Annotated in this window: 25 protein-coding genes, 1 riboswitch and 1 other annotated feature; of the genes, 20 read left to right on the top strand and 5 right to left on the bottom strand. The window is 46.2% G+C overall.

Annotation, left to right across the window (positions count from 1 at the left end; translation table 11 throughout):
* Positions 1-143 precede the first annotated feature (143 nt).
* Positions 144-1,007, top strand: a complete 864-nt coding sequence (gene htpX, locus G7083_RS01265; protein ID WP_166013211.1) for a protease HtpX — start codon at positions 144-146, stop codon at positions 1,005-1,007.
* A 173-nt stretch (positions 1,008-1,180) separates the two neighbouring features.
* Here htpX and rcnR read toward each other — a convergent pair whose 3' ends face one another.
* Positions 1,181-1,453: a Ni(II)/Co(II)-binding transcriptional repressor RcnR gene (gene rcnR / locus G7083_RS01260; protein ID WP_166013210.1), complete on the bottom strand. Its 273-nt coding sequence runs from the start codon at positions 1,451-1,453 to the stop codon at positions 1,181-1,183.
* A gap of 131 nt (positions 1,454-1,584) precedes the next feature.
* On the opposite strand from rcnR, the gene G7083_RS01255 reads away from it, so the two are divergent.
* From G7083_RS01255 to G7083_RS01215, 9 genes are all read left to right on the top strand, one after another.
* Entirely contained in the window at positions 1,585-2,433 is an 849-nt protein-coding gene (locus G7083_RS01255) for a nickel/cobalt efflux protein RcnA (protein ID WP_166013209.1), read from the top strand.
* A gap of 281 nt (positions 2,434-2,714) precedes the next feature.
* Entirely contained in the window at positions 2,715-3,134 is a 420-nt protein-coding gene (locus G7083_RS01250) for a nuclear transport factor 2 family protein (RefSeq protein WP_166013208.1), read from the top strand.
* Positions 3,131-3,856, top strand: a complete 726-nt coding sequence (locus G7083_RS01245; RefSeq protein ID WP_166013207.1) for an SDR family oxidoreductase — start codon at positions 3,131-3,133, stop codon at positions 3,854-3,856. Before G7083_RS01250 ends, G7083_RS01245 begins: the two co-directional genes overlap by 4 nt.
* Positions 3,857-3,868: 12 nt before the next feature.
* On the top strand, positions 3,869-5,158 hold the full coding sequence (locus tag G7083_RS01240) for an NAD(P)/FAD-dependent oxidoreductase (protein WP_166013206.1): 1,290 nt from the start codon (positions 3,869-3,871) through the stop codon (positions 5,156-5,158).
* Complete coding sequence (locus G7083_RS01235; protein WP_166013205.1) at positions 5,145-5,930, top strand: DUF1365 domain-containing protein; 786 nt, start codon at positions 5,145-5,147, stop codon at positions 5,928-5,930. The genes G7083_RS01240 and G7083_RS01235 overlap by 14 nt, the downstream gene beginning before the upstream one ends.
* Positions 5,931-5,941: 11 nt before the next feature.
* Entirely contained in the window at positions 5,942-7,183 is a 1,242-nt protein-coding gene (locus G7083_RS01230; RefSeq protein ID WP_166013204.1) for a cyclopropane-fatty-acyl-phospholipid synthase family protein, read from the top strand.
* Between the two features lie 4 nt (positions 7,184-7,187).
* Positions 7,188-7,682 (top strand): DUF2878 domain-containing protein, encoded by a 495-nt coding sequence (locus tag G7083_RS01225; protein ID WP_166013203.1) that lies wholly within the window; start codon positions 7,188-7,190, stop codon positions 7,680-7,682.
* A 7-nt stretch (positions 7,683-7,689) separates the two neighbouring features.
* The gene (locus tag G7083_RS01220) at positions 7,690-8,226 is read left to right on the top strand and encodes a chalcone isomerase family protein (RefSeq protein WP_166014965.1); all 537 of its coding nucleotides are present in this window, start codon (positions 7,690-7,692) and stop codon (positions 8,224-8,226) included.
* On the top strand, positions 8,223-8,750 hold the full coding sequence (locus G7083_RS01215) for a DUF3833 domain-containing protein (protein ID WP_166013202.1): 528 nt from the start codon (positions 8,223-8,225) through the stop codon (positions 8,748-8,750). The genes G7083_RS01220 and G7083_RS01215 overlap by 4 nt, the downstream gene beginning before the upstream one ends.
* Before the next feature lie 77 nt (positions 8,751-8,827).
* Here G7083_RS01215 and purB read toward each other — a convergent pair whose 3' ends face one another.
* From purB to mnmA, 3 genes are read right to left on the bottom strand one after another with little or no spacing between them, the layout of a single operon-like run.
* Complete coding sequence (purB, locus tag G7083_RS01210) at positions 8,828-10,198, bottom strand: adenylosuccinate lyase (protein ID WP_166013201.1); 1,371 nt, start codon at positions 10,196-10,198, stop codon at positions 8,828-8,830.
* 57 nt (positions 10,199-10,255) lie between these two features.
* Positions 10,256-10,873, bottom strand: coding sequence for a high frequency lysogenization protein HflD (gene hflD / locus G7083_RS01205; RefSeq protein ID WP_166013200.1), 618 nt, complete (start codon positions 10,871-10,873; stop codon positions 10,256-10,258).
* Between the two features lie 23 nt (positions 10,874-10,896).
* Positions 10,897-12,009, bottom strand: a complete 1,113-nt coding sequence (mnmA, locus tag G7083_RS01200; RefSeq protein ID WP_166013199.1) for a tRNA 2-thiouridine(34) synthase MnmA — start codon at positions 12,007-12,009, stop codon at positions 10,897-10,899.
* Positions 12,010-12,272: 263 nt separating this feature from the next.
* Between mnmA and G7083_RS01195 the strand changes: the two genes are divergently transcribed.
* Positions 12,273-13,577 (top strand): inosine/guanosine kinase, encoded by a 1,305-nt coding sequence (locus G7083_RS01195; RefSeq protein WP_166013198.1) that lies wholly within the window; start codon positions 12,273-12,275, stop codon positions 13,575-13,577.
* A 63-nt stretch (positions 13,578-13,640) separates the two neighbouring features.
* Here the strand turns inward: G7083_RS01195 and G7083_RS01190 are convergent, their stop codons facing one another.
* On the bottom strand, positions 13,641-14,057 hold the full coding sequence (locus G7083_RS01190) for an H-NS family nucleoid-associated regulatory protein (RefSeq protein WP_166013197.1): 417 nt from the start codon (positions 14,055-14,057) through the stop codon (positions 13,641-13,643).
* Positions 14,058-14,472: 415 nt separating this feature from the next.
* Positions 14,473-14,655: riboswitch (Lysine riboswitch) on the top strand.
* Between the two features lie 115 nt (positions 14,656-14,770).
* On the opposite strand from G7083_RS01190, the gene G7083_RS01185 reads away from it, so the two are divergent.
* From G7083_RS01185 to hisIE, 9 genes are all read left to right on the top strand, one after another.
* The gene (locus G7083_RS01185; protein WP_166013196.1) at positions 14,771-16,372 is read left to right on the top strand and encodes a Na+/H+ antiporter NhaC family protein; all 1,602 of its coding nucleotides are present in this window, start codon (positions 14,771-14,773) and stop codon (positions 16,370-16,372) included.
* A gap of 189 nt (positions 16,373-16,561) precedes the next feature.
* Positions 16,562-16,699, top strand: a sequence feature (His leader region).
* Between the two features lie 51 nt (positions 16,700-16,750).
* Complete coding sequence (gene hisG / locus G7083_RS01180) at positions 16,751-17,647, top strand: ATP phosphoribosyltransferase (protein WP_166013195.1); 897 nt, start codon at positions 16,751-16,753, stop codon at positions 17,645-17,647.
* Positions 17,648-17,651: 4 nt separating this feature from the next.
* On the top strand, positions 17,652-18,950 hold the full coding sequence (gene hisD / locus G7083_RS01175) for a histidinol dehydrogenase (protein ID WP_166013194.1): 1,299 nt from the start codon (positions 17,652-17,654) through the stop codon (positions 18,948-18,950).
* A complete protein-coding gene (gene hisC / locus G7083_RS01170; protein ID WP_166014964.1) occupies positions 18,950-19,990 on the top strand; it encodes a histidinol-phosphate transaminase in 1,041 nt (346 codons plus the stop codon). Before hisD ends, hisC begins: the two co-directional genes overlap by 1 nt.
* Before the next feature lie 64 nt (positions 19,991-20,054).
* Positions 20,055-21,128, top strand: a complete 1,074-nt coding sequence (gene hisB, locus G7083_RS01165; protein ID WP_166014963.1) for a bifunctional histidinol-phosphatase/imidazoleglycerol-phosphate dehydratase HisB — start codon at positions 20,055-20,057, stop codon at positions 21,126-21,128.
* Complete coding sequence (gene hisH / locus G7083_RS01160) at positions 21,128-21,739, top strand: imidazole glycerol phosphate synthase subunit HisH (protein ID WP_206212100.1); 612 nt, start codon at positions 21,128-21,130, stop codon at positions 21,737-21,739. The genes hisB and hisH overlap by 1 nt, the downstream gene beginning before the upstream one ends.
* A gap of 42 nt (positions 21,740-21,781) precedes the next feature.
* Positions 21,782-22,519, top strand: coding sequence for a 1-(5-phosphoribosyl)-5-[(5-phosphoribosylamino)methylideneamino]imidazole-4-carboxamide isomerase (gene hisA / locus G7083_RS01155; protein ID WP_000586508.1), 738 nt, complete (start codon positions 21,782-21,784; stop codon positions 22,517-22,519).
* Positions 22,501-23,274 (top strand): imidazole glycerol phosphate synthase subunit HisF, encoded by a 774-nt coding sequence (gene hisF / locus G7083_RS01150; RefSeq protein WP_166013192.1) that lies wholly within the window; start codon positions 22,501-22,503, stop codon positions 23,272-23,274. The genes hisA and hisF overlap by 19 nt, the downstream gene beginning before the upstream one ends.
* Positions 23,271-23,903, top strand: coding sequence for a bifunctional phosphoribosyl-AMP cyclohydrolase/phosphoribosyl-ATP diphosphatase HisIE (gene hisIE, locus G7083_RS01145; RefSeq protein WP_166013191.1), 633 nt, complete (start codon positions 23,271-23,273; stop codon positions 23,901-23,903). The genes hisF and hisIE overlap by 4 nt, the downstream gene beginning before the upstream one ends.
* Positions 23,904-23,912: the final 9 nt, after the last annotated feature.

Here is a 23,912-nt window from a genome sequence, read left to right as displayed (position 1 = left end):
TGTAGGTAAGACATTAAATGTTGCAATTTATTGCTTAACCTTGTTTTTTAAATCGAAGAACATAGGTTTATAAATAATAATAAATGATGTGTGATAAATTGGCGCATCATCCTAGTTGAGCCGTGTTGTTCGGAGAGTAAGTCATGAAACGTATTTTGTTATTCTTAGCCACCAACCTTGCTGTAATTATGGTGCTAAGTGTTGTTTTGAATATTGTGTATGCAGTAACCGGCATGCAACCAGGCAGTTTGTCTGGGCTACTGGTTATGGCCGCCGTTTTTGGTTTCGGCGGGGCTTTTATCTCGTTGCTGATGTCGAAAAGCATTGCTCTGCGCTCAGTCAATGGCGTGGTGATTGAAAACCCTCGTAACGAAATTGAGCACTGGTTATTACATACTGTGCGTCGTCAAGCAGAGCAAGCGGGTATTGGTATGCCAACCGTAGCGATTTATGACTCTCCAGATATCAACGCATTTGCGACCGGAGCGAAACGTGATGATTCACTGGTTGCCGTTTCGACAGGTTTGCTGCACAACATGACGCGTGATGAAGCGGAAGCGGTTTTAGCCCACGAAGTGAGCCATATCGCTAATGGTGATATGGTGACCATGACCTTAATGCAAGGTGTGGTGAATACCTTCGTGATCTTCTTATCGCGCTTTATTGCCAATATTGTCGCCTCTCGGGATTCAGAAGAGGGTCAGGGCAGTAACACCATGATTTATTTTGCGGTATCTATGGTTCTTGAGTTGGTATTTGGCTTATTAGCCAGCTTTATTACCATGTGGTATAGCCGTCGCCGTGAGTTTTATGCCGATGCAGGTGCTGCGCAATTGGTGGGTAAGCACAAAATGATTGCCGCATTAGAGCGCCTAAAAATGGGCCAAGAGTCGCAACTTGAAGGTTCGATGATGGCATTCGGCATCAACGGTAAGCGTTCTTTATCTGAACTGATGATGACTCACCCACCACTCGAAAAACGGATTGCCGCACTGCGTAATTTGTAAGTAAAAACTGTACTCTCTTCTTAATTTATAAAATAAAGGTCTGGCAATCATGTCAGACCTTTTTCACTTTATCAGTCGCCAGCAGCGTGATGAATCATCAAGCCATTTTGTTGGGCAGAGATAGGTTTGCCCACTTTTTAATCCAGCTTGTGCATAAAAACGATTGGTGTAGATTACTTGATATAGGAGTCTAGAACTTTTAACACAATGTCCATATCTACTTGACGTTGTTGCTTATCTTCTCCAAGTACAACGTGTTCAAGTAGGTGGCCTTTAATCACTTCGCGCATCAGGCCATTAACTGCCCCTCGAATGGCCGCAATCTGCTGCAGCACATCTTGGCATTCGTGCTCCCTTTCCAGCATTTTTTTTAGCCCATTCACTTGTCCCTGTATTTTATTTACCCGGGTTTTGAGTTTCTTTTGATCTCTGGTCGTATGTGACATGGTTTATCTTCTTTGAGTGACTAAATGAGTGGCGCTAGCGGTAATGTAGCATTTGATTATACTGGGGGGTAGTATTAATTACTGGGGGGAGTATAGTCGTTTCAAATTTGAAATGATCACAGGGAACAATAATGGATTTTGTCGAACTACTGCAGCAAGGTAATGGATGGTTCTTTATTCCTAGCGCTATTTTACTCGGTGCGCTACATGGTCTTGAGCCAGGACATTCAAAAACGATGATGGCGGCTTTTATTGTGGCGGTTAAAGGGACTGTTAAGCAGGCTGTGATGTTGGGGTTAGCCGCCACACTATCGCATACTGCTGTAGTGTGGCTAATTGCGGTTGGAGGTATGTATATCAGTCGTAAATTTACGCCTGAAGCTGTGGAGCCATGGATGCAGCTTATCTCTGGGGTAATTATTGTTTTGACTGGTTTATGGATGTTTTGGAGAACATGGCGTCATCAACGAGCTTGGCATAAGGATCAGCACCATGATCATCAATGGACCAATCAAATTGTCGATACTGAGCATGGTCATACACATGACTTCGATGTGCACTTTGATAGTGATTCTTGCTCTGGATGTGATCATAAAGAGTATCAAGATGCTCATGAGCAAGCCCATGCTCTGGATATTCAAAAGCATTTTGAAAATAGAGAGGTAACGAATGGGCAAATACTTGTTTTTGGTTTAACCGGAGGGCTGATTCCATGCCCCGCAGCTATCACTATCCTACTTATTTGTTTACAGCTTAAAGCGATGATATTGGGTGCGACTTTAGTTATTTCGTTTAGTATCGGCCTAGCACTGACCCTTGTTGCGGTAGGTGTTGTTGCTTCAGTCGGGGTACAAAAGGCGACATCTAGATGGCGTGGATTGAATGATGTTGCACGCCGAGCGCCCTATCTATCCGGCATCTTGATTAGTGCAGTGGGTTTATACATGGGAGTATATGGTTACCTTTCACTGATGAGTTAACGTTGTTAGCTATGTTCGCTCACCCCAATCACATAGTTTGCCTATGCTGATGGGTACTCACTCACTTGCCGCCTACCTGCAACTCCAAGTTGTTTGGGTATAATTTCGATTAGCAATAAAGCATGCGGGTAGTGTAGTTAGTTGCCTGCTCAAGCGATTTATTTTATAGCCTTAAGTCATTAACGGCATATCGAGCGAATATTGTACAAGGCTATAAAGTCAACTATGGTTGTAATGCAGGATTAACTTCTTATCGTTGTATAACGCTAGGGATTAGCATTATGGACGTACAACATGTTGCGTGTTTTTATCAGCATATCGATAAAACACAATTACACAAATTACCCGAAATCTACCATCACAATGTGGTATTTGAAGATCCCGCCCATCGTATTCAAGGGGTTCAAGCTCTCACTGATTATTTTGCAACGTTATATCAAAATGTTGAACGTTGTCGTTTTGTGATTGACGAGCAGTACAGCGTAGACGCGGGGGCCTTTTTAATATGGACAATGTACCTACGGCATCCCAAATTAGCCAAAGGACAACCAGTTCGTGTTAATGGTGTGAGTTATTTGCGCTTTGCGGATGACAAAGTGATCTATCACCGTGATTATTTTGATATGGGACAAATGCTTTATGAGCGGTTGCCTATATTAGGGTCACTTATCCGTACTATCAGACGGAGACTAGGCCAATGAAATCGGTTTTGATCACCGGGGCGACTTCCGGGATTGGTAAACAACTGGCACTAGATTATGCCAAAGACGGCTGGACAGTCATCGCCTGTGGGCGCAACGAACAGATTCTACAAACCCTGCATTTAGATTTTCCCAACATTTATCCGCTGGTTTTTGATGTGACCGATGAGCTGGCCACCAAAATTGCATTAGCAAAATTACCTAGTCAGCCCGAACTTTGGATTTTAAATGCCGGTGATTGCGAATATATCAATCAGGGCAAGATGGATAGCGCGCTGATGAGGCGGGTATTTAACGTTAATGTGCTTGGCGTTGCTACGGTTATTGAGGCGATCCAACCTTATTTAGCGCGTGGTCATCGGGTTGCGATTGTGGGCTCGATTGCAAGTGAGTTGGCGTTGCCCCGCGCACAAGCCTACGGTGCATCTAAAGCGGCAGTGGCTTATCTTGCACGCACACTGCAACTCGATTGGTATCCGCTCGGTATTCAAGTGACGACTATTTTTCCTGGCTTTGTCGCGACCCCCTTAACTCAACGCAATACGTTTGTAATGCCAATGATGATCTCTGTTGAGCGAGCGGCCCAAGAGATCCGTTCTGGATTGGATCGAGAGTTGGCACAGATCTATTTTCCGCGGCGCTTTACTTGGCTAATCCGCCTACTGGGTAGCTTACCTTATGCTTGGCAATGCCAATTAGTTCGGCGCATATTGGCTGATTAATGGAGAGTTTGGATGAAGATTGCAATCATTGGTTCTGGTATTTCAGGTTTAACTTGTGGTTACTATTTGCATCGTTATCACGATATCACAATGTTTGAAGCCAATGATTATATTGGGGGGCACACCGCAACCGTCGATATTGAGCTGGAGGGCAAGTCATATGCGGTGGATACCGGATTTATTGTGTATAACCAGAGAACGTATCCCAACTTTATCAAAATGATGGATGAAGTTGGGGTGCATGGTAAACCAACCCAGATGAGTTTTAGTGTACGTAACGATGCCAATGGCTTGGAGTACAATGGACATACTTTGGCGACACTGTTTGCCCAAAAACGTAATTGGTTCAACCTGCGGTTTTACCGCTTTATCGCAGAAATATTGCGCTTTAATCGCTTAACTAAAGCCTGTGTAGCGCATCGACAGCTGAATGAACAAACCCTTGGTGAGTTTTTGGCTGAGCATAAGTTTGATGATTATTTTTGTGAAAACTACATTTTACCCATGGGTGCAGCGATTTGGTCTTCCTCTTTGGCTGATATGCGCGCTTTCCCACTGCTGTTTTTCGCCCGTTTTTTCCTGAACCATGGATTACTGGATGTGACTCAGCGTCCTCCGTGGTATGTGATCCCTGGTGGTTCGCGTAATTATATTCAGCCATTAACACAAGGGTTTATCGACCGGATCCATCTTAATAGTGCGGTTAAGCAGGTGAGACGCTTAGCAACCGGGGTTGAGATTCAGGTGAATGATGACGTCGAGTTTTTTGATGAAGTTATTTTTGCTTGCCACAGCGATCAGGCACTGGCGATGTTAAGCGAGCCAAGCATGAGTGAACAGCAGTTACTTTCCGCTCTAACTTATCAGGTGAATGAGGTTGTTTTACACACCGATAGTGCGCTATTGCCAAAATGTAAGGCCGCGTGGAACTATTGGTTAAAAGGTGAGGCTGATCAACAGACACGTTTACCTGCGCTGACTTATAACATGAATATTTTGCAGCATATTCAAGCGCCACAAACGTTGTGCGTGACGCTTAATTGCAGTGAGGATATTGACCCCAATAAGGTATTAGCTCGCTTTAGCTACCATCATCCGGTGTTTTCTCACAGTGCCATTAAAGCGCAGCAGAAAAAGGCACATATTAGCGGAGTAAACCATACTTGGTACTGTGGTGCTTATTGGCACAATGGATTCCATGAGGATGGTGTACGCAGTGCATTGGATGTGGTGACTCAACTGCAAGCTTATGCACAGCGAGCTGAGCCGGGGCGTAGGGAGTCGCCGAATGTCGATATCTGATCGTAAAACCGAATGGCAAAGTTGCTTAATGATTGGTCAAGTGCGTCATCGTCGCTTTACTCCAGTGCAACATGATCTCAACTATTCTCTCTTTATGCCCTGTATTGATTTAGATGAATGGCCACAACTGGCTAGTACCGTATGGGGAATGGGTGAGCGTTGGTGGCATTGGGCACGCTTGCGGCGTGAGGACTATCTTGGTCAAGGTTCACTTAAACAAGCGGTTCTCGATAAAATTGAGCAGTTGACGGGGGAGCGGATTGAAGGGCGAGTGGTGGCTCTAATACATATGCGTTATCTCGGGATCTATTTTAGTCCGGTCAATTTTTATTATGTGCAGGATACCGATTTGCGTTGGTGTTATTTGCTGGCGGAAGTGAGCAATACGCCATGGAATGAACGGCACTATTATGCCATTTCAGCACTGGATCAAGATCAGGCAGCTAGCCATTCGGTGATTGAAAGGCAGCATCCAAAGGCATTTCATGTTTCGCCCTTTAATCCGATTGATCAGCGGTATTGTTGGAAAATCCGACCATTAACACATTCTGTGCTGATCCATCTTGAGTGTCATCGCACCAATAAAGAGTTTGATGCCACTTTAGCCATGCAAGCACAACCATTGGTAACCACTAATCTATTATTTCAGTTGTTCAAAACTCCCATCATGGCGGTAAAGGTAATGGTGGGGATCTATTGGCACGCCTTTAAATTATGGCGTAAGGGTGTGCCAGTTTATCCACATCCAAAATCAGAGCACAACAATAATTAAGGAGTCTCTTGATGGTAAATAGCTCATCGATGGCAATCTCAGCTTCTTTCAGCCGCTGGCAAAAAGGTGCCCGTAGCGTTATTTATCGCGCATTATCATCGCTTGAAGGCAACTTAACGCTCGTCGAACATATTGCGGGTCAAACCCAACCCCGTTGTGAGCAATTTGGCCGAGATGGATTAAATACCATTCATGCCGTTATTGAAGTAAAGCATCCTGATTTTTATCAGCGAGTGTTAAAAGGTGGCAGTATTGCTGCCGCAGAAGCTTATATGGATGGCTGGTGGGATAGTCCTAATCTGAGTGCCTTGATGCAATTAATGGCAATCAATTTTGCGGCGTTAGATAAACTGGAAAGCCAGAGTAATCGTGTTACTCAATGGCTCAATAGGTTAGCGCATTGGCTAAAACGCAACACGCTTGAGCAAGCTCAAGAGAATATTCATCAACATTACGATTTGGGCAATTCGTTATACCAACTGTTTCTAGATCAGACGATGCTTTACTCTAGCGCATTATTTACACACAAACATTTTTCATTAGAGCAAGCTCAACAAGCAAAAATGCAGCGCTTGTGTGATCAGTTACAGCTTAAATCGAGTGATCATGTGTTGGAAATTGGTACGGGTTGGGGCGCGATGGCGATTTATATGGCCCAAAACTACGGTTGTAAGGTCACCACGACCACCATCTCCGAACAGCAGTTTGCATATACTCAGCAAAAAATTAGTGCATTAGGTTTGTATAACCACATCACCTTACTGAAACAAGATTATCGTTTGCTGGTTGGACAATATGACAAGCTGGTTTCTATCGAGATGATCGAGGCGGTGGGTAAAGCCTTCCTACCCACATTTTTGAGCCAATGCTATGCCCTATTGAAACCGCATGGAAAAATGGCACTACAGGCGATTACCATTGCGGATCAACGCTATGTGAGTTACAGCAATAATGTTGATTTTATTCAAAAATATATCTTCCCTGGCGGGTTTTTACCTTCTATCTCTGTGCTGACAGATTTAGCGACCAAGCACACCGGATTTATTGTGCGTGATCTATTCGATATTGGGCTCGATTATGCCTTAACGCTACAACATTGGCGTGAACGTTTTGAACAGCAGTTACCCAAAGTGCGTGAGCTCGGTTATGACGAACGCTTTATTCGCATGTGGCATTACTATTTTTGCTACTGTGAAGGGGGCTTCTTAGCGCGCAGCATTAGCACGATTCATCTCACTTTTGAGCGAGATTAAGTCTATGTCTCTGCTATTAAGTTCCATCTGGTTTGACTTGATATGGGCGATGGCCGTATTCGGTCAGCAAAGGTGGTTATGGTTTACCACTGGACTGGTCGTTATGGCTTATGGATGGGCGATGATCCAGCGCCATCCCTTATTAATCAACATGGTTTGGGTCGCCTTACTCGGCATTGTGATTGATTATGGCAATCTAAGCTTGGGATTATTTATCTTTTCTGATCAACAGGTACCACTCTGGTTGGTTGCGCTATGGTTCGCATTTTCATGGTATGCGGCTTATTTAATCCCACCACTCAATCGTTATCCAAAGCCGATATTGTGTGTCGTAGGTGGTGGCTTAGGTAGTTTAAGTTATTGGGTTGGCTATCGAGCTGGTGCGGTCAGTTGGCTATCTTCACACTGGCTTGTATTGGGAGTGGTATTTTTGCAATGGCTCGCAATAACTTGGTTGTTAATCAAGGTCATGAAGTATGAAAAAACCACCAATAGTTAAATTAGTTATGCTGACTTGTGGTATCAGTTATATCAGCATGCTTAAAGCAGCCGTCCCGGTGGAGTTGGTTGCGAGTCGATGGCACGACTGGCCGATTGTTGGGCAAGCGACACTTTCTTGGATTTTGTTTGATATTTACACTGCACAACTGAGAACGCCGACCGGTCAATACCAAGAATCTCAAGATATTTCACCACATCCGATGGCATTAGAAATTACTTATTTGCGCGCCATCAGTCGTCAGGAATTGATTGAAGCCACTCAAAATCAGTGGCGTAAGCTCGGCATTGCTTCGACGATTAGCCAAGCTGGGTTGGCCAATTTACAGCAAATTTTTCCGAATATTTTAAGCGGAGATCGTTTGGTCTATGTTTCTGATGGAAAAGATGGAGAGTTCTTTTTTTATCGCCAGCAAGAGGATGAGCGTTCGATCGGTAAGATCAGTGATGAAGCATTTAATGATGCTTTTCTCTCGATCTGGTTATCACCACAAACTGAATATTTAATGCTACGCAATCAATTAATAGGAGTTAATCGACAATGAAACTCTGGAAAAGTGGTTTACTGCTCACTTTAGGTTGGCTGTGGGGCTGCTCGGCAGATATTCATGAATATCGCGCTGCCACGCCTAAGTTTGATCTGTTTAATTATTTTTTAGGTACGACTCATGCGTGGGGAATGGTACAAGATTATACCAATAAGCAAACCCGACGTTTTACCGTAACGATTGAAGGCCGAGTGGAAAATGATCAACTGATCCTGGTGGAGGACTTTGTCTTTGATGATGGCGAAATGGATCAGCGGATCTGGACGATTAGTCGGACTGGAGCTGATCAGTATCAAGGCCATGCCGATGATATCGTCGGGGCTGCTCGTGGGGAAGAAGTTGGTAATGCGCTGCGCTGGCAATATGATTTTATGCTGAAACGTAACAGTAGCGAAGTATTGGTCCACTTTGATGATTGGTTATATCGCCAAGATGAAAAGCGGCTATTCAATTTAACCAAAATTCGCAAATTTGGCTTTGAGGTTGGGCGAATAACGCTATTTTTTGAAAAGCAGGAGTAAAATCAGTCACACTGAGATTTAAAAACAAGGGGAGCCTCGCGGCTCCCCTTGATCATTTGTCTTCTCTGGTATTCAGATCACAGCTGATCAGTCATTTCAATCGCATAGCCAATGTAACTGGCCGGAGTCATGGCTTGCAGACGCGCTTTTTCTTCAGCAGGGAGTGCTAAACCATCGATAAATTGACGCATGGCTTCGCCATCGACTCGCTTGCCACGAGTCAGCTCTTTCAGCTTCTCATAAGGCTTTTCAATGCCATAGCGGCGCATCACGGTTTGAATTGGCTCGGCCAGAACTTCCCAGTTGTGAGCCAGTTCGGCGAGCAGCGCGGCGCGGTTCACTTCCAGTTTGCTGATGCCTTTTAGGGTTGAGGTATAAGCAATGATGGCATAACCGACACCAACGCCTAGGTTGCGTAGCACGGTAGAGTCAGTCAGGTCACGCTGCCAACGAGAGATTGGCAGTTTTTGCGCTAAATGGGTAAATACCGCATTGGCGAGTCCCAAGTTACCTTCTGAGTTTTCAAAATCAATCGGGTTGACTTTGTGTGGCATGGTTGAAGAGCCAATTTCACCTGCAATGGTTCTTTGTTTGAAGTGGCCTAAGGCAATGTAACCCCAAATATCACGATCAAAGTCGATTAAGATGGTATTAAAACGGCCCACCGCTTCAAACAGCTCGGCAATATAATCGTGTGGCTCAATTTGCGTGGTGTACGGGTTCCAATCTACCCCGAGTGATTGGGTGATAAACTGTTCGCTGAATTGGTGCCAATCTACCGCTGGGTAAGCAGAAAGGTGTGCGTTGTAGTTACCCACTGCGCCATTGATCTTAGCCAGAATTTCTACATTCGCGATCTGCTTGTATTGGCGCTCCATGCGGTAGGCTACGTTGGCCATCTCTTTACCCATGGTCGATGGAGAGGCTGGCTGACCGTGAGTACGAGAAAGCAGCGGAATATCGCGGTACTCTTCGGCTAGTTTGCGAATCGCATCAATCACGTTGCGAATTTCCGGTAGGATCACGGTATCACGCGCTTCTTTGAGCATTAACGCGTGCGATGTATTGTTAATATCTTCTGAAGTACAAGCAAAATGGATGAACTCATTGACCGCATGCAGCTCAGGCATTGCCGCCACTTTCTCTTTCAGGAAGTATTCCACCGCTTTCACATCGTGGTTGGTGGTGCGTTCAATCTCTTTGATACGCAGTGCATCCGTCTCACTGAAATTGGCGGCAATCGCATCAAGGAATTGGTTAGCTTCGGCACTGAATGCAGGCACTTCTGTGATTTCGGCAGTGGCAGCAAGTTTTTGTAACCAGCGGATTTCTACGATAGTGCGGTACTTGAGGAGACCAAATTCACTGAAGATACTGCGTAACGCAATCGTTTTACTTCCGTAGCGGCCATCGACCGGTGAAACAGCAGTCAATGCTGACAGTTCCATGTTCTTCTCCTGAATAGTGAGTTAAAGGTGTGAGTAATTCGAGTTGGGGGTCATCACTTAGATTCGCGCTAACAAAATCTGCGCCTGTTCGATCATTTTTTTGCGACCAAAAATCAGGTGACGACGACGTCCACCAACCTGACGCCACAATACTGCGCAGCGGATCCCTGATAACAGTAGCGCGCGTACTTTGTGTTGGTTAGTGGTGAGCTGTAACACCGATGGGGTGCCGGTGACTTGAATGCGCGGTCCGATCGGACTTATCACATCGAGATAAATACTGGCAAGGTTACTGATCATCTGATCATTAAATAGGTCAAAATGCTCAAGCTGACGCTCGATCATTTGAATGCGATCGCCCAGTTGGTTCATCGTATCGCGACGGCCACTTAACTTACGTTCAAGTGCCATCAGGCTGATCAAATAACGCGTAATTTCGCTACCTGCGGGTGTGCTATCAATACCTTTGACGAGACACGCCAAGCCGAGTTTGAGTTGATGTTCATGGCCGAACACGGCCAGAGTATTACTTGGGTTAGTGCAGGTAATAGCTTTTAGCGAAGTTGCAAACGCATCAGGATCACAATGGCCATTTTTGGCGATCTGTTGAACCAATGTCACTGCTTGGCACAGGCCAGCAAAAGCGAGGGTACGATCGTAAATTGCATTAGCCACGTAAATCTCCTAAAAATTGACTATCAAATGCGCTGTTCAATAATACCGCCACCAAGGCAGACATCATCTTGATAAAATACCGCCGATTGTCCCGGAGTGACCGCCACTTGTGGTTGGTCAAACATCACTTTTATCTGATCATCACTGAGTGGGATAATGGTGCAAGCAATGTCGGTTTGGCGATAACGCGTTTTGATGCTGCAACGCAGCGGCTCTGTGATCGGCATGCGGTTAACCCAATGCAGTTGCGAAGCAATCAAACCCTGCGATTGCAGCAGTGGATGATCGGCACCTTGTACCGCAATCAACACATTGCGCTTGAGATCTTTCTCTGCCACATACCATGGCTGCTCACTACACTCTTTCATTCCACCAATATGCAGACCTTTACGCTGTCCGAGCGTGTGATACATCAAGCCTTGGTGTTCGCCAATCACTTTACCTTCCGGAGTCTCAATTTTACCTGGTTGAGCCGGTAAATAGCGAGCTAAGAAGTCGGTAAACTTGCGCTCACCGATAAAACAGATACCAGTCGAATCTTTCTTTTTCGCGGTGATCAGCCCCTGCTCTTCGGCAATGCGGCGTACTTCCGGCTTTTCCAGATCGCCGACAGGGAACAGGCTGCGCGCTACCTGCTCATGACTGAGTGTATAAAGGAAGTAACTTTGATCTTTATTGCTGTCTAAGCCGCGCAGCATTTGTGGTTTTTCACCCGCTGACGGGAAGGTGCGTCGCACATAGTGGCCCATCGCGATGTAATCGGCATCAAGCACTTCATCAGCAAATTCTAAGAAGGCTTTAAATTTGATCTCTTTATTGCACAGAATATCTGGGTTAGGAGTACGGCCGGCTTTATATTCGGCCAAGAAGTACTCAAACACGTTATCCCAATATTCGGCGGCAAAGTTAATGGTATGCAGTGGAATGTTGAGCTTATCACACACCGCCTGAGCATCGGCTAAATCTTCTGCTGCAGTGCAATATTCTTCGTTATCGTCTTCTTCCCAGTTTTTCATAAACAGGCCTTCCACTTGGTAACCCTGCTGTTTGAGAAGATAGGCTGAAACAGAGGAATCAACCCCTCCAGACATACCGACAATCACTTTTTTTTGGCTGTTTGCGTGCTCTACAGACATCACTTATCTACCACTCAATTAACTTGGAGCAAGATTCTAACAGAAAGAATTTTTCGAGGACAGATCCGCGACCGCAATCACACTTCACTGGCATTGGTTACAATCCTACTAACTCATTGAATCTCTTGTGCTACCAGTGCTATTGAAAAGTTTTCAAATAAAACCACACAGAGCAAACGTTTGCTATTTTTTCCTCAGTTGCTGCACTACAAGCGGCACGGTAGAATCGGCGCTCTTTTTCTCCTTGACCTCAAGTAACCTTTATGAAATTTCCTGGCCAACGCAAATCTAAGCATTATTTTCCAGTTCATGCGCGTGACCCTTTGGTCATTCAAGCGCAAGAAAATAAGAAGATGGCGCGCACGCATATTATCGGTATTGATCAAACTCTGGTGGATATTGAGGCTAAGGTTGATTCAGCTCTGATCGAACGTTATGGCTTGAGTAAAGGGCATTCATTAGTGATTGATGATCAGACGGCAGAAGCACTGTATAACGAATTAAAACATCATGGTTTAATCACTAATGAGTATGCGGGTGGTACCATCGGCAATACGTTACATAACTACTCTGTATTGGCTGACGATCGTTCGACGTTACTTGGAGTAATGAGCCAAGATATTAAAATTGGCAGTTATGGCTATCGTTATTTGTGCAACACTTCTAGTCGTGTGGATCTTAACTATTTACAAGGTGTTGATGGTGCGATCGGTCGCTGTTTTGCGTTGATCACCGAAGAGGGTGAACGCACTTTCGCGATCAGCGAAGGGCAAATGAACCAATTACACCCAGAAAGTATTCCGGAAAAAATATTTGCCAGTGCCTCCGCTTTAGTGATTACCGCTTATTTAGTGCGCTGTAAATCTGGCGATCCGATGCCAGAGGCGACCATGCGTGCCATTGAGTATGCAAAAAAACATGATGTGCCAGTGGTATTAACTTTAGGTACAAAATTTGTAATTCAAGATGATCCACAATTTTGGCAAGAATTTTTACGTGAACATGTCACTGTAGTGGCGATGAACGAGGACGAGGCTTTAGCACTAACTGGTGAAAGTGATCCGCTAGCCGCTTCAGATAAGGCCTTGGATTGGGTCGATTTAGTGCTGTGTACGGCTGGGCCTGTGGGTTTATTTATGGCCGGATACACGGAAGATTCCGCGAAACGTCAAACCTCGTTACCATTATTACCGGGTTCAGTGGCAGAATTTAACCGCTATGAATTTAGTCGCCCAGTGCGTAAAGAGAGTTGTATAAATCCTATTCGGGTTTATTCGCACATTTCGCCGTATATGGGTGGACCAGAGAAGATAAAAAATACTAATGGTGCTGGAGATGCTGCATTATCAGCGTTATTACACGATATGGCGGCCAATAAATATCATAAAGAAAATGTGCCTAACTCGAGCAAGCATCAACATGAATTTTTGACTTATTCTTCTTTTTCTCAGGTGTGTAAATATTCTAACCGTGCGAGTTATGAAGTATTGGTACAACATTCTCCTCGTTTATCGCGGGGGCTTCCTGAGCGTGAAGATAGCCTCGAAGAGGCGTATTGGGAACGATAATAAAAAAGGCTCCATTTCGGAGCCTTTTTTATAACTAAATGCTTTGGAATAGTTAATTTGCAATTAAATAGCAAAAATGTCCAAAGATTTACCCGCATCGAGTGCTTTTTGAATCGCTAAAGGTGTGCGACCTTGGCCTGTCCAAGTTTTCTCTTCACCATTAGTGTCGATATACTTGTATTTAGCAGGACGAGGTGCGCGTTTGCCTTTGCTGCTTTTGGCTTTCATTTTGGTTTCGCCAGACAGCGCAGAAATAAGCGCTTCTAGGTCAATTCCATCTTTTGCCATTTGTTCTGCAATCGCTGCTAATTTCGCATCTTGCTCGGCACGAGCTGCCATTTCGTCTGCTTCTGCCTCTTTACGCTCTCCAACCACAAGCGTTAATTTATCTAACGCTTCTTCTAGTTGTTCAAGAGTTAGCTCGCGTGCATAAGCACGTAGGCTACGAATATTTAATAAAGTCTTAGTGATTTCCGACATTACCATTTCCTGTTCACAAATTGGATACGAGTTAATACTAAACCTAGCTTATTATTCTGACAAGTTATTCTCTGTAAATAATAATTCAAAATAGTAAGAAAGTAAAAATATAAAATTTATTGAGTAAAAGAAGGTAAAGAACCGTCGTCGCTTGTGATTTGTTGATCATCAATTATGCATATAAACATGGTTGCTTGATACTTATCACACCAGTAAATAATATATATGCGATATATCCAGCCTCCGGTTTTTTTATGAAACGAGTCTCTAATAAGTGATTGATTTGCGAGCCGTAACACGAAATTTTCCACGCGAAAGCTAGTTGCATTGCGATTTTTGTTCAGTAAAATAACCACTACCTAATGCGAAAAGCATCTTTGAATGAGCCAAATGAATGGGTCTGACAAGATGGGGGTTTCGCCGTAGAGGCGCGATTACGAAGAGTATCCACAATTGGGGTGATGCCAATCAATGGTGGAGAAAGGCGTTGTCGCCGAAGTCAACTTGCCGATCACAGCAGTTGGCTGGGGTTGCATCAAATAGGTGTAACACTGCCATAGTCTATATTTTTGTTAAACTATGGAGCGCTACTGTAGGGTTGGGTGAAGTGTTCGCTTCCCTTTCGCTTAGTTCAACATAAATTAAGTGGACATGAAGTCGCTTAATTTGTCTGCAGTAGATCTCTAACCATTTTTTACTGGTTTAGGAAGATCATGAATTTAATCGATTTTGCTTCTTCGCCACTCTCTGTTTTACCACCACTGGTAGCATTGAGTCTGGCTATTATTACTCGTCGCGTACTCCTGTCACTCGGAGTGGGTATTTTCTTAGGTGCTTTACTGTTAGCGGATTATGAGCTCGGCCAATCGGCACAATATATTGCGACTCGAGTCGGTAGTGTATTTATCGAAGATGGTGCGATTAATGCGTGGAATATGAGCATTGTTGGCTTTTTACTGCTGCTGGGCATGATGACCGCTTTATTGACCCTGTCGGGCGGGACGCATGCTTTTGCTCAGTGGGCTCAAGTTCGAGTAAAAAGTAAACGCGGCTCTCAATTATTGGCGGCATTTTTAGGCGTATTCATTTTTGTGGATGACTACTTTAATAGCCTCGCGGTGGGGTCAATTTCTCGCCCAGTGACGGACCGTTTCTACGTTTCTCGCGCCAAATTAGCTTATATCCTAGACTCTACTGCCGCGCCGATGTGTGTTGTGATGCCCGCCTCAAGTTGGGGCGCTTACATTATGACCATTATTGGCGGTGTTTTGGTGGCTCATGGGATCGAAGAGTATTCCGCATTAGGTGCCTATCTACGTTTAGTACCGATGAACTTCTATGCGATCTTTGCGTTGCTGATGGTATTTGTTGTGGTGTGGTTCAAAATCGACGTTGGCCAGATGCGCAAACATGAAATTGCAGCCTCTCAAGGACGGGGATTTGATGAAGATCCGAGTACCGATGCGCCATCGGCTCATCAACTTAATGAAGAGCTCGATATTGAACAAAGCCCGCGTGGCAGTGTATTAGATCTGGTATTGCCGATTGTGTTTTTAGTGGTGGCGACGATCAGTGCCATGATTTGGACTGGCGCGAGCGCGTTAACTGAAAGTGGCAAACCATTTGATATTTTTGGTGCTTTTGAAAATACCGATGTAGGTACCTCACTGGTTTATGGTGGCCTAGTCGGTTTGGCGATGGCGTTTATTACTGTGCTACGTCAAAAGCTGCCAGTTAAGCAAGTGGCCAATACCTTGTGGATCGGCGCAAAATCGATGTTTGGTGCGATTTTGATCCTCATCTTTGCATGGACGATTGGTTCAGTGATTGGTGATATGAAAACCGGTACTTATCTCTCTTCATTGGTGCAAGGCAACATTCAACCCTACTGGTTACCGGTGATTCTGTTTGTTCTGTCTGGTGCGATGGCATTCTCGACCGGAACATCATGGGGCACATTTGGTATTATGCTGCCGATTGCGGGTGATATGGCTGGTGCAACCGATGTGGCCTTGATGCTGCCGATGTTGGGTGCGGTATTAGCCGGATCGGTATTTGGTGATCACTGCTCGCCGATTTCAGATACGACCATTTTGTCATCGACTGGTGCGCGCTGCCACCATATCGATCACGTTGCTACTCAGTTGCCTTACGCATTAGCGGTGGCTTTAGTTTCTGCGATTGGTTATGTGGTACTCGGTATCTTTGCTTCGTTGTGGCTAGCGTTAGCGGCGGCATCGGTCAGCTTTGTGTTGATCTGCTTAGTTCTTACTGTACTCTCGAAAACCAAATTGAGTAAGCAAGTGTCGGTATAATCGACTGAATCCGCTTGCGCTACGAGGAGGTCTGTGGACCTCCTTTTTTGTACATAAAAAACGTACTATTAAAAAATAACCAGAAAAGTAACAATTTGTGGTTGAAAAATCGACTCAGCTTAGTTAGTGTGAATGCAGTTCTCAAACAGATAGAAAATCACTAAGTATGCGTAATTTCGTAATGAACATTCATCATCACCATCATCCCTAAGCTGTCTTTCGGGGAGATGTACGCATACTCGGGGGACTGGAATCTCCCGGAGTTGAAATCAGAGCTACAGCAAGATTCTAACCCTCGGGAGACTAAACTCCCGAGGGTTTTTGTTTTACGCTTTGAAAAAAACAAATAAATTCAACAAATTGCCAAGGAAGCATGTTATGCAAACACAACGACTGAGAATTGCGTTACAGAAAAAAGGACGCTTGAGCCAAGAGTGTCAGGAACTGCTGAAAAAATGCGGTGTGAAATTCAACATCATGGGTGAGCGCTTAGTGGTTCATTCACTGAATATGCCGATTGATCTGTTACTCGTTCGTGATGATGACATTCCTGGATTAATCATGGATGGGGTAGTGGATTTAGGGTTTGTGGGTGAAAACGTATTAGAAGAAACGCGTTTAGATCGCCTCGCGCTTAATCAACCGCATCAATTTATCACCTTACGGCGCATGGATTTTGGTGGCTGTCGTCTTTCGATTGCGATTGAAAAAGATGCCGACTACCGCACTCCGCACGATCTGAATGGTAAACGGATTGCGACTACTTATCCTCAACTACTTAAAGCGTATATGAATCGCCAAGGGATTGAGTTTAGCACCTGTATGTTAACCGGCTCGGTAGAAGTGGCACCACGTGCGGGCTTAGCGGATGCGATTGCCGACCTAGTGTCTACCGGTGCAACCTTAGAAGCCAATGGTCTCAAAGAAGTGGAAGTGATCTTTGAATCCAAAGCGACCCTGATCCAGCGTCCTGGTACTTTTGCTGCCGATAAAGCGGCGCTGATCGATAAACTGCTCACGCGGATGCACGGAGTGCAGCAAGCGAAAGAATCCAAATACATTATGTTGCACGCACCAGTAGAAAAACTCTCTCAGATCAAAACATTATTACCTGGTGCTGAAGACCCCACTGTACTGCCGCTCTCTGCGGATCGATCTAAGGTGGCGGTACATATGGTGAGCTCAGAAAACCTATTTTGGGAAACCATGGAGCAGCTCAAAGCGCTCGGTGCGAGTTCAATTCTGGTGTTACCAATTGAAAAAATGATGGAGTAAAGCGATGAGAACCGTAGTTTGGCACTCGTTGAGTGAAGCTCAGCAACAATCGATTTTACAACGTCCCGCGATAACGGAAGGGGCAAACATCACCGCGGCGGTAGCGCAGGTGGTTGCGAAAGTGCGTAGCGAGGGTGATGCTGCACTGTTTGAACTCACTGAAAAATTTGATCGGGTGAAACCGGCTTCGCTGCGTGTTTCGCGTGAAGAGATGGATGCTGCCGCCGCGCGTTTGTCGGAAACGATGAAGCAGGCGTTAGAGCTGGCATACCACAACATCAGCAAATTTCACCAGGCGCAAAAAATGCCGCCAATCAAAGTGGAAACTATGCCAGGCGTGGTGTGTGAGCAAGTGACTCGCCCGATCAATCAAGTGGGTCTGTATATTCCCGGTGGCAGCGCACCGCTACCATCAACCGTGCTGATGCTCGGGGTGCCCGCGCAAATTGCCGGTTGTCGTAAAGTGGTGCTTTGCTCGCCACCGCCGATCGCCGATGAAATACTCTATGTTGCTAAGCTGTGCAACATCGATGAGGTGTACAACTTAGGAGGTGGTCAAGCTATCGCCGCGATGGCTTACGGCACTCAAACGGTGCCCAAAGTCGACAAAATTTTTGGCCCCGGTAACGCCTATGTCACGGAGGCAAAGCGCCAAGTGAGTAACGATTTTCGTGGCGCAGCGATTGATATGCCAGCCGGACCGTCAGAAGTGTTGGTGATTGCTGATGAAACAGCAGATGCTGATTTTATCGCCGCTGATCTGCTCAGTCAGGCGGAACACGGGCCAGATTCGCAAGTGGTGCTGGTTACACCATCACCCGTGTTGGCCGATCAAGTGATTGATGCTCTACAGCAACAATTGAAAACGCTGACTCGTGCCAGTATTGCCGAGCAAGCTTTGGCTTCCAGTTTGATCATTATTGCCGAATCACTCACTCAAGCAGTTGCGATCTCCAATTACTACGGCCCTGAACATTTAATTGTGCAGACGCGCAATCCACGTGAGTTGGTGCCATTGCTTGATAATGCGGGTTCGATTTTCCTCGGTGATTGGTCTCCGGAATCGGTAGGGGATTACGCTTCAGGCACTAACCATGTCCTGCCTACCTACGGTTACACTCGTACTTATTCCAGCCTTGGCCTAGCCGATTTCAGTAAGCGCATGACAGTGCAAGAGCTGAGTGCTGATGGTTTGCTGTTGCTGGCTCCAACCGTAGTGACGATGGCGCAAGCGGAAGGGTTAGACGCACACCAACGTGCGGTGACAATTCGCGTGGAAAAATTACACAAGGTCAATAAATGATGGAAAAACTGGCTCGTAAACAAGTACAAGGCTTAACGCCATACCTCTCTGCGCGGCGGATTGGCGGCAGTGGAGATGTGTGGCTTAATGCTAACGAATCGCCGTTTAACAATGAATATAAAACCGATTTTGCCCGCCTGAATCGCTACAGCGATTGCCAACCGAAAGCGATGCTTGAGGCTTACGCAAACTATGCCGGGGTGCGTCCAGAGCAAGTGCTGACATCGCGTGGTGCCGATGAAGGGATTGAACTTTTGATCCGAACCTTTTGTGAGCCGAATCAAGATGCCATTTTATTCTGTCCTCCGACTTACGGTATGTATGCCATCAGTGCTGAAACTTTTGGCGTTGAGCGCAAACGCGTACCGCTGACCGCTGACTGGCAGCTCGATCTGCCAAGCATTGCGGCTAATTTAGATCGGGTTAAGCTGGTGTTTGTGTGTAGTCCAAATAACCCAACCGGCAATTTGGTGCAACGTTCAGACATTATTGAATTACTTGAAATGACCAAAGATCGGGCGATTGTGGTGATGGATGAAGCCTATATCGATTTTTGTCCTGAAGCGTCGACGGTTGATTTGCTCGCCCAATATCCGAACTTAGCGATTCTACGCACCCTTTCCAAGGCCTTCGCGTTGGCAGGGTTGCGCTGCGGATTTACCCTAGCGAGTCCTGAGCTGATTAATGTACTGCTCAAAGTGATTGCGCCTTATCCAGTACCGGTGCCAGTGGCCGAAATTGCGGTGCAAGCCTTATCTGAACTGGGGCTGGCGCGTGCCAAATATCAAGTACTGGAACTTGGCGCTAACCGCGCTTATTTGCAAGTTGGCTTGTCGATGATACCGGGCGTTCAGGTATTTGAAGGCTGGGGTAACTATCTATTGGTCAAATTTGTGGATGGTGACGCGCTGTTCAAAGCCGCATGGCAACACGGGATTATTTTGCGTAACTCACCGATTGAAAATTGTGTGCGCATTAGTGTTGGCAACCGCGAAGAGTGTGAGAAAACCGTCGCGTTTATCCGCAACTACTACCAGTAATTGGGTTTTCAGTAATTTGGTTTACAGCAGCGCGTAGCGCGGGCTGCTGATGAAAGGGACATTTATTGTGAGCAAACAAAAAATTCTGTTTATCGACCGCGACGGCACCTTAATTGTTGAGCCGCCAGTAGATTTCCAAGTTGACCGCTTGGATAAACTCAAACTTGAGCCTTATGTGATCCCAAGTTTGCTTAAGCTGCAAGAGGCGGGTTATCGCTTGGTGATGGTGACCAATCAAGATGGTTTAGGCACTGCAAGTTACCCACAAGCGGATTTCGATGCGCCACATAATATGATGATGGATATTTTTGCATCGCAAGGCGTTAAGTTTGATGAGGTGCTGATTTGCCCACATTTTGATCGCGATAACTGCTCGTGCCGTAAACCGAAGCTAGGCTTGGTCAAAGAGTATCTGCAAGGTGGCAAAATTGATTTCAAATCGTCAGCCGTGATTGGCGATCGCAGCACCGATCTGCAACTGGCGGAAAATATGGCGCTGCGTGGTATTCAATACCACCCACAAACCATGGGTTGGCTGGATATTGTTAACGATCTCACCACCAAGCCGCGTGTTGCCCAAGTGGTGCGTAAAACCAAAGAGACCGATATTCACGTTGCGGTCAATCTTGACCAGAACGGTGCCAATCAAATTGAAACCGGCTTGGGATTTTTTGATCATATGTTGGATCAAATCGCGACCCACGGCGGTTTCCAATTGCAACTGAAAGTGGTGGGTGATCTGCATATTGATGATCACCACACGGTGGAAGATAGCGCCTTGGCACTGGGGCAAGCGCTGCGTGAAGCGCTGGGTGACAAACGTGGCATTGGGCGCTTTGGTTTCACTCTACCGATGGATGAATGTTTGGCACAGTGCGCGCTCGATCTCTCGGGGCGTCCATATCTGAAATTTGCTGCGAGCTTTAGCCGCCCACAAGTAGGCGATCTGTCGACCGAGATGGTCTATCACTTCTTCCGCTCCTTGACCGATACCTTAGCCTGTACGCTACACCTTTCGTCCAGTGGCGAAAATGATCACCACATCATCGAAAGTCTGTTTAAAGCGTTTGGCCGTACGCTGCGTCAAGCGATCACCGTGCAAGGTAACGAGTTACCAAGCAGTAAAGGAGTGCTGTGATGACTCAGAAGGTGGTGATTATTGATACTGGCTGCGCCAATATTTCTTCGGTCAAGTTTGCCATTGAGCGCTTAGGTTATCCGGTGACGATTTCGCGTGATCCTCAGGTGGTGTTAGGTGCGGATAAACTTCTGTTACCTGGGGTTGGCACGGCGAGTGAAGCGATGAAAAACCTCGCTGAACGCGATTTGATTGAACTGGTGAAACGGGTTGAAAAGCCACTGCTTGGCATCTGCCTTGGTATGCAATTACTCGGCAAATTATCCGCAGAGAAAGGCCAGCAAGCTGATCAAATGGTCGCGTGCTTAGGCTTGGTCGACGGTGAAGTCCGTTTGCTGCAAACTGGCGATCTGCCGTTGCCACACATGGGCTGGAACACGGTGCAAGTAAAAGAGGGGCATCCGCTGTTTAACGGTGTGGAACCTGATGCATACTTCTACTTCGTGCACAGTTTTGCTATGCCCGTTGGCGATTACACCATTGCCCAGTGCGAATATGGTCAGCCGTTTAGCGCAGCGATTCAAGCAGGGAACTATTACGGGGTGCAATTTCACCCTGAGCGCTCTTCAAAAGCGGGCGCACGCTTGATTCAAAACTTTCTTGAGCTTTAGGGACAAGCGCTGGTCAAAGCTGGCGCAATACAAGGAACCACAATGATTATTCCCGCATTAGATTTGATTGAAGGTCAGGTTGTGCGTCTGTATCAAGGTGATTACGGACAAGTGACCGAATATAAAGTAGACCCAGCGGAGCAGTTTAATTTGTACCACCAAGCTGGGGCAGGTTGGTTGCACTTGGTGGACTTAACTGGCGCGAAAAATACCGCGGCACGCCAACTGGATTTGATTGCTCGTCTGCTCGCGAGCACACCCGCCAATATTCAAATTGGTGGTGGAGTACGCAGTGAACAAGACGTGGTGGATCTGCTTGAAGCAGGTGCGCAGCGCGTGGTGGTGGGCTCAACCGCAGTTAAACAGCCGCAATTGGTCAAAAGCTGGATGGAAAAATACGGCGCTGAGAAAATTGTTTTAGCGTTGGACATCAACATTGATGAACAAGGTACGCGCAAAGTCGCGATTTCCGGCTGGCAGGAAGATTCCGGCGTGACGATTGAAGCTTTGATTGATGACTACTTAACGGTTGGCTTAAAGCACGTACTGTGTACCGATATTTCCCGCGATGGCACGCTAGCTGGCTCGAATGTTGAGCTGTATCGCGATCTCTGTCGTCAATACCCACAAGTGCAGTTTCAATCGTCCGGTGGCATTGGTTCACTGGCCGATATTGAGGCACTGAAAGGTACAGGTGTAGCGGGTGTGATTGTCGGCCGCGCGCTATTGGATGGAAAATTTACCGCGCAGGAGGCATTCGCATGTTGGCAAAACGGATAATTCCTTGCCTGGATGTACGTGATGGACAGGTAGTGAAAGGCGTTCAGTTTCGTAACCACGAAATCATTGGAGACATTGTGCCACTGGCTAAACGTTACGCCGAAGAAGGCGCGGATGAGCTGGTGTTTTACGATATTACCGCTTCCAGTGATGGCCGCGTTGTCGATAAAAGCTGGGTCGCGCGAGTCGCGGAGGTGATCGACATCCCTTTCTGTGTCGCGGGCGGGATCAAGTCGGCGCAAGATGCTGCGCGAATCTTGGAGTTCGGTGCAGATAAAGTGTCAATTAACTCGCCTGCACTGGCGAATCCACAACTCATCACCGATCTTGCAGATCGCTTTGGCGTGCAATGTATCGTGGTTGGTATCGACTCTTATTTTGATAAAGAAACAGGTCAATATCAGGTTTATCAGTTTACCGGTGATGAAAGCCGCACTCGTGCCACCCAGTGGCAAACTTGCGACTGGGTGCAAGAGGTGCAACAGCGTGGTGCGGGGGAAATTGTCCTTAATATGATGAACCAAGATGGTGTGCGTAATGGCTATGATCTGCAGCAACTTAATTTAGTCCGCTCAGTATGCCGCGTGCCGTTAATCGCTTCTGGTGGTGCAGGGGCGATGGAACATTTCGCGCAAGCCTTTACCCAAGCCAATGTCGATGGCGCTTTAGCCGCTTCGGTGTTTCACAAGCAGATCATCAATATCGGTGAACTCAAGCAGTATCTACAACAACAAGGAATTGAGGTGAGACGATGACTCCAGCAAGCCCATTTGCCACGCTAAGCGAGCGTATTGACTGGCAGAAAGTCGATGGACTGGTGCCTGCGATTGTGCAGGATTTTCAGTCCAGCCAAGTGTTAATGCTGGGGTATATGAACCCTGAAGCGTTACAAAAAACCCTTGAAACAGAGCAAGTAACTTTTTTCTCGCGCAGTAAACAGCGTTTGTGGACCAAAGGTGAGACCTCTGGCCATGTGTTGCAACTGAAAAATATCGCGCTGGACTGCGACCAAGATACGTTACTGGTCAAAGTGAACCCAATAGGGCCAACCTGCCACACCGGCAGCGTGACTTGTTGGGATAGCGATGCGCAGGAGGAGTCACAAATGGTTTGGCTTCATCAGCTTGAAGCGTTACTGGCTGAGCGTAAAAATGCCGATCCTAGTTCCTCTTACACCGCCTCGTTATATGCGAGTGGCACTAAACGTATCGCGCAAAAAGTGGGTGAAGAAGGGGTTGAAGTTGCGTTGGCAGCCACCGCTGGTGATCAAGAGGAGCTGATTGGTGAATCTGCCGATTTGATCTATCACTTGCTGGTATTGCTGCAAGATCAAGGCTTAGCCATCAATGATGTGATCAATAAGCTTAAACAACGGCATAAGTAATTGGTAGAA

The sequence above is a fragment of the Vibrio sp. HDW18 genome (genome assembly GCF_011306175.1).
Taxonomy (GTDB): Bacteria; Pseudomonadota; Gammaproteobacteria; order Enterobacterales; family Vibrionaceae; genus Vibrio; species Vibrio chanodichtyis.
The sequence above is the reverse complement of the archived record's forward strand: the minus strand, read 5'-3'. Positions and strand labels throughout refer to the sequence as shown.

Coding starts and splice junctions, on each gene's coding strand:
- htpX (WP_166013211.1), top strand. CDS start 144: ATGAAACGTATTTTGTTATTCTTAGCCACCAACCTTGCTGTAATTATG.
- hisIE (WP_166013191.1), top strand. CDS start 23,271: ATGACTCCAGCAAGCCCATTTGCCACGCTAAGCGAGCGTATTGACTGG.
- hisD (WP_166013194.1), top strand. CDS start 17,652: ATGAGAACCGTAGTTTGGCACTCGTTGAGTGAAGCTCAGCAACAATCG.
- hisF (WP_166013192.1), top strand. CDS start 22,501: ATGTTGGCAAAACGGATAATTCCTTGCCTGGATGTACGTGATGGACAG.
- rcnR (WP_166013210.1), bottom strand. CDS start 1,453: ATGTCACATACGACCAGAGATCAAAAGAAACTCAAAACCCGGGTAAAT.
- G7083_RS01230 (WP_166013204.1), top strand. CDS start 5,942: ATGGTAAATAGCTCATCGATGGCAATCTCAGCTTCTTTCAGCCGCTGG.
- hisC (WP_166014964.1), top strand. CDS start 18,950: ATGGAAAAACTGGCTCGTAAACAAGTACAAGGCTTAACGCCATACCTC.
- G7083_RS01225 (WP_166013203.1), top strand. CDS start 7,188: ATGTCTCTGCTATTAAGTTCCATCTGGTTTGACTTGATATGGGCGATG.
- G7083_RS01240 (WP_166013206.1), top strand. CDS start 3,869: ATGAAGATTGCAATCATTGGTTCTGGTATTTCAGGTTTAACTTGTGGT.
- G7083_RS01195 (WP_166013198.1), top strand. CDS start 12,273: ATGAAATTTCCTGGCCAACGCAAATCTAAGCATTATTTTCCAGTTCAT.
- G7083_RS01190 (WP_166013197.1), bottom strand. CDS start 14,057: ATGTCGGAAATCACTAAGACTTTATTAAATATTCGTAGCCTACGTGCT.
- G7083_RS01255 (WP_166013209.1), top strand. CDS start 1,585: ATGGATTTTGTCGAACTACTGCAGCAAGGTAATGGATGGTTCTTTATT.
- mnmA (WP_166013199.1), bottom strand. CDS start 12,009: ATGTCTGTAGAGCACGCAAACAGCCAAAAAAAAGTGATTGTCGGTATG.
- G7083_RS01250 (WP_166013208.1), top strand. CDS start 2,715: ATGGACGTACAACATGTTGCGTGTTTTTATCAGCATATCGATAAAACA.
- purB (WP_166013201.1), bottom strand. CDS start 10,198: ATGGAACTGTCAGCATTGACTGCTGTTTCACCGGTCGATGGCCGCTAC.
- G7083_RS01235 (WP_166013205.1), top strand. CDS start 5,145: ATGTCGATATCTGATCGTAAAACCGAATGGCAAAGTTGCTTAATGATT.
- hisA (WP_000586508.1), top strand. CDS start 21,782: ATGATTATTCCCGCATTAGATTTGATTGAAGGTCAGGTTGTGCGTCTG.
- G7083_RS01245 (WP_166013207.1), top strand. CDS start 3,131: ATGAAATCGGTTTTGATCACCGGGGCGACTTCCGGGATTGGTAAACAA.
- G7083_RS01185 (WP_166013196.1), top strand. CDS start 14,771: ATGAATTTAATCGATTTTGCTTCTTCGCCACTCTCTGTTTTACCACCA.
- hisH (WP_206212100.1), top strand. CDS start 21,128: ATGACTCAGAAGGTGGTGATTATTGATACTGGCTGCGCCAATATTTCT.
- hisG (WP_166013195.1), top strand. CDS start 16,751: ATGCAAACACAACGACTGAGAATTGCGTTACAGAAAAAAGGACGCTTG.
- G7083_RS01220 (WP_166014965.1), top strand. CDS start 7,690: ATGCTGACTTGTGGTATCAGTTATATCAGCATGCTTAAAGCAGCCGTC.
- G7083_RS01215 (WP_166013202.1), top strand. CDS start 8,223: ATGAAACTCTGGAAAAGTGGTTTACTGCTCACTTTAGGTTGGCTGTGG.